The sequence below is a fragment of the Monashia sp. HAY1-5C genome, assembly GCF_056755255.1.
Genome location: NZ_JBPGXG010000048.1, coordinates 20,554 through 28,380, shown reverse-complemented (window position 1 = coordinate 28,380; position 7,827 = coordinate 20,554). Strand labels below are relative to the sequence as shown.

Annotated in this window: 6 protein-coding genes and 2 tRNA genes; 4 read left to right on the top strand and 4 right to left on the bottom strand. The window is 69.7% G+C overall.

The genetic code is table 11. The features are described 5' to 3' along the window. The first annotated feature begins 78 nt into the window (after window positions 1-78). Window positions 79-1,014, top strand: coding sequence for a dihydropteroate synthase (folP, locus tag ACR9ZK_RS09595; RefSeq protein ID WP_481341670.1), 936 nt, complete (start codon window positions 79-81; stop codon window positions 1,012-1,014). A 226-nt stretch (window positions 1,015-1,240) separates the two neighbouring features. Further along, entirely contained in the window at window positions 1,241-1,444 is a 204-nt protein-coding gene (locus ACR9ZK_RS09590; RefSeq protein ID WP_034805904.1) for a cold-shock protein, read from the top strand. 246 nt (window positions 1,445-1,690) lie between these two features. On the opposite strand, the gene ACR9ZK_RS09585 is transcribed toward ACR9ZK_RS09590, so the two are convergent. Next, window positions 1,691-3,223, bottom strand: coding sequence for an LCP family protein (locus ACR9ZK_RS09585; RefSeq protein WP_481341669.1), 1,533 nt, complete (start codon window positions 3,221-3,223; stop codon window positions 1,691-1,693). Window positions 3,224-3,427: 204 nt separating this feature from the next. On the opposite strand from ACR9ZK_RS09585, the gene ACR9ZK_RS09580 reads away from it, so the two are divergent. Continuing rightward, a tRNA-Ser gene (locus ACR9ZK_RS09580) sits at window positions 3,428-3,517 on the top strand. A 183-nt stretch (window positions 3,518-3,700) separates the two neighbouring features. On the opposite strand, the gene ACR9ZK_RS09575 is transcribed toward ACR9ZK_RS09580, so the two are convergent. Together ACR9ZK_RS09575 and ACR9ZK_RS09570 are read right to left on the bottom strand one after the other, a co-directional pair. Continuing rightward, window positions 3,701-4,192 carry a DUF6328 family protein gene (locus tag ACR9ZK_RS09575; protein ID WP_481341668.1) on the bottom strand — a complete coding sequence of 164 codons (492 nt, stop codon included), beginning with the start codon at window positions 4,190-4,192 and terminating at the stop codon, window positions 3,701-3,703. A gap of 134 nt (window positions 4,193-4,326) precedes the next feature. Beyond that, window positions 4,327-6,162: a phosphoenolpyruvate carboxykinase (GTP) gene (locus tag ACR9ZK_RS09570; protein WP_481341667.1), complete on the bottom strand. Its 1,836-nt coding sequence runs from the start codon at window positions 6,160-6,162 to the stop codon at window positions 4,327-4,329. A gap of 445 nt (window positions 6,163-6,607) precedes the next feature. Between ACR9ZK_RS09570 and ACR9ZK_RS09565 the strand changes: the two genes are divergently transcribed. Beyond that, a tRNA-Arg gene (locus ACR9ZK_RS09565) sits at window positions 6,608-6,680 on the top strand. A gap of 300 nt (window positions 6,681-6,980) precedes the next feature. Here ACR9ZK_RS09565 and ACR9ZK_RS09560 read toward each other — a convergent pair. Further along, entirely contained in the window at window positions 6,981-7,772 is a 792-nt protein-coding gene (locus ACR9ZK_RS09560) for a GAF and ANTAR domain-containing protein (protein WP_481341666.1), read from the bottom strand. Window positions 7,773-7,827 lie beyond the last annotated feature (55 nt).

Here is a 7,827-nt window from a genome sequence, read left to right as displayed (position 1 = left end):
CCCCCCCCCCCCCCCCCCCCCCCTCTCCAAACAGAAGACGGCCCCCTAGATGTAGCTCCGTCTCGTGGGCTCGGAGATGTGTATAAGAGACAGCCGTTGGACCTGCCCCCGCCCGCCCCGCTCGTCCTGCGTGACAAGCGGTTCGACGCCTCGACCCCGGCCGTCATGGCCATCGTCAACCGCACCCGGGACTCGTTCTTCAGCGGCAACCGGCATGCCGACCTCGACTCGGCCAAGGCCGCCCTCGAGACGGCGCTCGAGCTCGGGGCCGACATCGTCGACGTCGGCGGCGTCCGGGCCGGGCAGGAGGGTGAGGTCGTGGACGCGGACGAGGAGATCCGTCGCGTCGTCCCCTTCCTGGAGTGGGCCCGGCAGGTCCACCCCGAGGCCGTCCTCAGCCTCGACACGTGGCGCTCGGAGGTCGCGCGCGAGGCGGCCGGTGCCGTCGACCTGCTCAACGACACCTGGGCCGGTCACGACCGTGACCTCGTCCACGTCGCTGCCCAGGCCGGGGCCGGATACGTCGTCTCACATACCGGAGGACTGCCACCCCGGACCGACCCCGTCGACGTCAGCTACGGGTCCGAGCCGCTCGACGTCGTCCGCGACGTCGTCGCCACCCTGGCGCGGGGCGCACGGACCGCCGTCGACGCGGGCGTCCCCCGCGAACGGGTCCTCGTCGACCCGACCCTCGACTTCGGCAAGACGACCGCGCACTCGCTCGAGGTCCTGCGCCACACCGGCGACATCGCAGCGATGGGTTTCCCTGTGCTGCAGGCGATGTCGCGCAAGGACTTCGTCGGCGAGGCGCTCGACCTGCCCCCTGAGGAGCGCCTCGAGGGATCCCTTGCCGCCACCGCCGTCGCCGCCTGGCTCGGCGCGACGGTGTTCCGGGCGCACGACGTCCGGGCCACCCGGCGCGTCGTCGACATGGTCGCGACGATCCGGGGCGACCGGGCACAGGCGGTGGCGGTGCGGGGCGTGCCGCGTGGCGTCCCGGCCACCGGTGCATGAACCCGCGAAAAACCGCTGCGGTCCGGCGAGCCCCGCGCACGGTAGTCTGCTAGGTTTCTTGCCGGTTGCAGTTGCAGTTCCTCGTTGTCGAGCAGGTGCCCGTTTCCAACCGGAGGCGGGTCTTCTCTTCGGCGCGACGAGTTCGCTCGTCAGGTGGGTTCGAAGCGGCAGCTCGGGAGGCACGAGGTGTGCCGTCCCGCACGCAGAAGAAGGAAGAGTTACCCGTATGGCACAGGGCACCGTCAAGTGGTTCAACGCCGAGAAGGGCTTTGGTTTCATCGCCCAGGACGGCGGCGGCCCCGACGTCTTCGTCCACTACTCGGCCATCCAGACGAATGGCTACCGTTCGCTGGACGAGGCTCAGCGCGTCGAGTTCGAGGTCACGCAGGGCCCCAAGGGTCCGCAGGCCGACGCAGTTCGTCCGCTCTGACACACCGGAGAACACCGCAACGAGCGACACCTACGTCGTTTGTGCAGAGCCCCCGGCCGTCCGGCCGGGGGCTCTGTTCTGTCTCGGGCCGCCTAGCCGGATCCGTGGCGGATCCGCGGCGGACCAGGGGTCGGGCCCGCCGTCTGCGGCTCCCAGCCCGGCGCGTGGGCACGGTCGCCTGAACGGCCCTGGGCGCGCGCCGGTGACCGCTGACGTGGACGGCCGCTCGCCCGGCCGCCCACCGCGTCAGCACTGCTCGTACGGGGTCGCCGTCGGGGACGGGGTCTTCGTCCTGGTCGGGGAGCTCGTCGACGAGGTGCCCGAGCCCGTCGAGGACGGTTTCGGCTTCGGCGGCGCGATGCCCTTCTGGACGAGCGCCCGCACGAGCTGGTAGTCGGGGTTGCTCGAGTAGACGCCCTGCGAGGAGGTGAGGGCGACACTGTTGATCTTCGCCTTCTGGACGCGCTCGACGAGGTCGACGAAGGCGGGGAGGTTCTGCGCCGGGATGTCGGTGTAGATGTTGTCCTTGAGGATCTTGGCGATCTCGGGGTACTTGCCGACCATCTGGGCAGGGTTGACCTGCTTGACGATCGCCTGGACGACGCAACGCTGGCGCATCTGGCGGTGCGTGTCGTCGTCGGCGGCGCGGGTGCGGGCGTACCAGAGGGAGTGCCAACCGTCGAGGTGTTGGAAGCCCGGTTCGAAGTAGCCCTTGACGCCGAAGAGGCGGCCGCTGGCGTCGTGCTCGCCACCGATGGTCAGCTTGGTGCCGTAGCCGGACAGCTTGACGTTGATGTCGAGTCCGCCCATCGCGTCGATGAGCTGGGAGAAGCCCTTGAGGTCGATGACGACCATCTGGTCGACCTTGAGGCCGGTGATCTCCTGGACGGTGCCGCGGATCTCGGTGCGGCCGGGGGAGGCGCCCGCCGGGTAGGCGTGGGGGTGGCTCTTGGCGTAGTTCTCGGCGTCGACGTAGAGGTTGGTCAGCATGCACTGGCCGGGGCCCTGGTCGCAGGTGCTGTCGGGTGAGCCGAAGCTGCCGGACCGGTAGAGGGCGCGCAGAGGCGAGGTGGGCGCGAGCGGTGCGTTGAGCAGGTTGCGCGGCATCGAGATGAGGGCCGTGCGGCCGGTCTTGGTGTCGATGCTCGCCAGGATCATCGAGTCGGTGCGGATGCCGACCCGGTCGGCGCCGGCGTCGGAGCCGATGAGGAGGATGTTGACGCGGGCCTGCTTGGCCCACGGGTCCTCGCCCTCCGCGACCTGGGCGCCCTCGCCGGGCGTGACCCGGGTGCTGCCGAACACCTGGGCCACGGTCGACTGCGTGATGCTCGCGTACTCGGCGACCTTGAACGAGGAGGCCGCGACGAGGAAGACCATGAGGGTCGTGAAGGCGGCGAGGAGCCGGGTACGGGTGCGGTCCAGGCGCGTCGGGCGGGACTGGATGGCGGTGAGGATGATCGAGCCGCACCAGAGGATGCCACCGACGACGAAGAGGACGGCGACCGCGGTGAGCACGGTCGGGCGGGCGACGAGGGCCAGGGCGGCGTTCGTCACACCCGTCCTCAGGACGTAGTACGCGAGGAGGCCGGCGCTCGCGATGGCGATGAGGAGCAGGCCCCAGCCGACCTTGCGGCTGCGGGTCTGGGTCAGTCCCGCACCCGGGACGACGGTCCCCAGGACGGTGAGCCCGAGGGCGCGTCGGAAGCCCGACTTGAGCTCACGACGCAGCGTCTCGCGGGTCTGGGGCGTCCCCGGACCGCGCACAGTCGGGTAGGTCATGGGGTCCTCTCTGCTCGGCTCGTTGGCTCGGCCGACAGGACATTGTGCCCTGACTTGCTGTCAGGTACCTCATCGGCATCCGCGAGTCGAGCGGGGGGTCGGACCCCCGGTTTGGGGGACCCGGACCGGGGCCGGTACCCTGACTCCGCCCGTGCATCCGTCGCCGTGTCGCGCCTCGCGTCGCGCCGCCGGTGGTCCGGGCACGGAGGCGTCGCATAGTGGCCTAGTGCGCCCGCCTGCTAAGCGGGTTGAGGATAAAACCTCTCGCGGGTTCAAATCCCGCCGCCTCCGCCAGCACGACACAGAAGGACCCCGACACGCTTTTCGTCGGGGTCCTTCTGTGTCGTGCTGGTCGAACACGTTGGGATTTGGGAGGAGTCCAGGAGTCCCCGAGGAACGAGGGGACTCCTGGACGACGGATCCCGCCGCCGTGAGCTCGCGCGACCGCCCTGCGCCCTCTGTCGCGAGTGATGCGCGTCAGCCGACGTCCTGGCGTCGGCGTCGCCGGCGCTGCGACGCGGGCAGCAGCACCCACAGGGCCATCGCCAGGAGGGCGAGCGCCCCGCCGAGCCAGAACGCGCTCGGGTGCGACAGCAGCACGTCGAGGACGAGGACCACACCGCCGATGATGCCGAGGACGAGGAAGACCAGGCCGGTGCCGATGAGCCGGTCGGTGTGACGGACCACGTAGTCCTTGAGACCCTCACGGAACAGCATGCGGTGCATGGCGACGGGAGCCATGAACACCAGGGTGCTGACGGCGATCGACAGGAGCGTGGCGACGTAGACGGTGCGCTGCAGGTCGGTCAGCTGGGAGAAGCGCTGCTGGAACGGGATCGTCAGCAGGAAGGCGAAGAGGATCTGCACGCCCGCCTGGACGATGCGCAGCTCCTGGAGCTGCTCGTTGAAGTTGCGGTCGAGTCGCTGCGCCTCGGTCTCGTCCCGCGAGTAGGGCTGTGGGTCGCTCATGCCAGAGGTGTACCCGGTCCGCCCGTGCCGTGCCCTCGGGTGGCCGGGACGACGGAGGGCCCGGCACCCATCGGGGTGCCGGGCCCTGCATCACGTCGCCCGCCGTCGCCGACACGCGGCTGCGGACCGGCGCGTCAGTCGGCGCTGACGCGCGCCCGGAGGGCGTCGAGCTCGGTACGCAGCTCGGTCGGCAGCTGCTCGCCGAACTTGTCGAACCACTCCTCGATGAGCGGGAGCTCGGCCTCCCAGTCCGACGCGTTGACGGCGAGGGCCTTGGCGACCTGCTCCGGCGTCAGGTCGAGACCGTCGACGTCGAGGGACTCGGGCGTCGGGACGAGCCCGATCGGGGTCTCGACCGCCTCGGCGTCGCCGTCGAGGCGCTCGACGACCCACTTGAGGACGCGGCTGTTCTCCCCGAAGCCGGGCCAGAGGAACGAGCCGTCCTCCTCGTCGCGGCGGAACCAGTTGACGCCGAAGATGCGCGGCAGCTTGGACGCGTCGGCGCTCTTGCCGATCTCGAGCCAGTGGTTCATGTAGTCGCCGGCGTGGTAGCCGATGAAGGGCAGCATCGCCATCGGGTCGCGGCGCACGACGCCGACGGCACCGGTGGCGGCGGCCGTCGTCTCGGAGGACAGGGTCGCGCCGATGAACGTGCCGTGGGTCCAGTCGCGCGACTCGTAGACGAGCGGCACGGTCGTCTTGCGTCGGCCGCCGAAGAGGATCGCGTCGATCGGAACGCCGTTCGGGTTGTCGTACTCCGGCGCGATCATCGGGCACTGCTTGGCCGGCGTGCAGAAGCGGCTGTTCGGGTGGGCGGCCTTGGTGCCGGCCTCGCCGTCGGCCGGCGTCCAGTCGTTGCCGTGCCAGTCGGTCAGGTGGGCAGGCGGCTCGTCGGTCATGCCCTCCCACCAGACGTCACCGTCGTCGGTCAGGGCGACGTTGGTGAAGACCGAGTTGCCCTTCTCGATGGTGGCCATGGCGTTGGGGTTCGTCGAGGCGCCGGTGCCGGGGGCGACTCCGAACAGGCCGAACTCCGGGTTGACGGCGTAGAGCCGGCCGTCCTCGCCGAACCGCATCCAGGCGATGTCGTCGCCGACCATCTCGGCCTTCCAGTCGGGGATCGTCGGGGTGATCATCGCGAGGTTCGTCTTGCCGCACGCGGACGGGAACGCGGCGGCGACGTAGTGGACGGACCCCTTCGGCGAGGTGAGCTTGAGGATGAGCATGTGCTCGGCCATCCAGCCCTCGTCGCGGGCGATGGCGCTCGCGATGCGCAGGCTGTAGCACTTCTTGCCGAGGAGGGCGTTGCCGCCGTAGCCGGAGCCGTAGCTCCAGATGGCGCGCTCCTCCGGGAAGTGGACGATGTACTTCGTCTCGGAGCAGGGCCACGGCACGTCCGCCTCGCCGTTGGCGAGCGGGGCACCCACCGAGTGCAGGGCCGGGACGTAGGAGGCGTCGGTCTGCTCGATCTTGCGCAGCACCTCGTCGCCGCAGCGGGCCATGACGAGCATCGAGACGACGACGTAGGCGGAGTCGGTGATCTCGACCCCGAACATCGGCACCTTCGCGTCGAGGTGACCCATGACGAACGGGATGACGTACATGGTGCGGCCCTGCATCGACCCGCGGTACAGCTCGGTCATCCGAGCCTTCATCTCGTCCGGCGCCATCCAGTTGTTGGTCGGACCGGCGTCCTTCTCCTCGACCGAGCAGATGTAGGTGCGGTCCTCGACGCGGGCGACGTCGGAGGGGTCGCTCTTGCAGTAGAACGAGTTCGGCTTCTTGTCCTCCGCGAGGCGCACGAAGGTGCCGGCCTCGACGAGCTGGTCGGTCAGCTCGGCCCACTCCTCGGGGGTGCCGGTGATCCAGCGGATGTCGCGCGGCTGCGTCAGCGCGGCGACCTCGTCGACCCACGCGGCCAGGCCGGCGTGCGTCGTGTGCGTAGTCGGTTTCTCTTGGGTCGTGGTCACTTGCGGGCCATCCCTTCGCGCGGTGCACTCCGGCACCACGTCGTGCCGGTTCCTGCTGCTCACCGTGCGGGCCCCGGTCGGGCGCGGGTGGCGCCTCGCCAGGTGTCCACATAGTGAGCAGATGACGTGATGAACTCACGGTACGCCCGGCCACCAAGGCCGGTGACCGCTCGTGCGCCCCGTCCCGGTGACACGGCTCACACCCGATGCCGGCTGCAAGGAGCCCGACGCGGACGTGTCGGTTTCTTGCAGGATTTGCACGGCGATGGCGCGAAGGACAACGGTGCGCTCCATGCAGCGCCCGGCGACCCGTCGAGCCTCAGGGCGGCCACCGGACCGGCCGGAAGCGCGGCTCGGCGTGGGTCTGGCGAGGGACGATTTCGTGGTTCCGGACCCGAGGCGCTAAGGTAACTCTTCGTCCCGCCCGGAAGGGCTGGAGACAGTTGCACCCGTAGCTCAACGGATAGAGCATCTGACTACGGATCAGAAGGTTTGGGGTTCGAATCCCTACGGGTGCGCTCTGTGTTGAGACAGAGGACAAGGCCCTGACCAGCGGAGACGCAGGTCAGGGCCTTTCTCGTCCAGCCGGCGCCGCGGGAGCGCGTCCGCCTTGTCGACCTGGGCGTCGTGGCGCTCGATGAGCTTCGGCAGCAGTCGGGATGGCGTGTCCAGTCAGAGGGGCAGGCCGGCTCCGCGGTGAAGACGTTAGTCGCCCGCGTGCCCGTCGGGACCGGCGGCCCGTCGCTCGCGATCCTGCTCGGCGCGATGAGCCTTGAGGGTCTCGACCGCGCACGCCGGCCGGGCGGCGGTGAACGGCCCTACGTATCGCGAAGCGGGGACACGACGTCGAGGGTTCCGGACTCGATCACGTCCGCGGCGACATCGCGGAGCTTGCGGTTCGTGTTCTGGCTCGCGATCCGGAGCAGGTCGAACGCCTGCTTGTCCGTGACCTTGTGTGTCGCCATGAGAATCCCGATCGCCATGCCGATCCTCCGGTTCGAGGCGAGGGCGTGCTCGAGCTGTTCAGCGTGGGTTCGGTGGGCGACCGCGGAGGCGGCGATCGCGCCGTGAGTGGCCAGGAGCAGCCCGACGGCGGCTGCGGTGTCGTCGAACGCGTCGATCCGGTCGGAATAGAGGTTGAGCCCTCCGATGAGTCCGGCACCCATGTCCATCCGGTACGACACCATGCTGCGCAGGCCCAGGGCCGCGACTCGGCGGCCGTACTCCGGCCAACGCTGGTCGGTCGTCAGGTCGCGGGGACGGTAGGTGGTCTGCTCGAGGATCGCGTCGATGCAGGGCCCGGTGCCCAGCTCGTACTGGATGTTGTCGGCCTGCCGCGCCAGGTCGCTGCTCGCGGCCACCGTCTGGAACGTCACGCGGTTCATCCGGGTGATGCTGGAGGCCGTCGTTCCGGGGACGCGGTGAAGGGCGACATCGACGATCGCCTGGAACGCCGACCCGACGGTCGCTTCCTCGACCCGCCCGCCGAGCTCGGTAAACGCATCAGCGATGACCCCGAGTTGATCGCTGACCCGGGTGGCTGGGGAAGCGTCTGCCATGGCCGGCCGATCTGTGTTCGGTTGAGCACGAGTCCTGCGGGGATGGCTCAAGTATGCGGCCCTCACTCGCGAAAAGCGTCGTAGCCGCCCGAGTGGACATGACCCA

What these genes read in the sequence shown, in the direction of transcription:
- ACR9ZK_RS09575 (WP_481341668.1), bottom strand. Translation starts at nt 4,192, where the DNA reads ATGAGCGACCCACAGCCCTACTCGCGGGACGAGACCGAGGCGCAGCGA.
- ACR9ZK_RS09585 (WP_481341669.1), bottom strand. Translation starts at nt 3,223, where the DNA reads ATGACCTACCCGACTGTGCGCGGTCCGGGGACGCCCCAGACCCGCGAG.
- ACR9ZK_RS09590 (WP_034805904.1), top strand. Translation starts at nt 1,241, where the DNA reads ATGGCACAGGGCACCGTCAAGTGGTTCAACGCCGAGAAGGGCTTTGGT.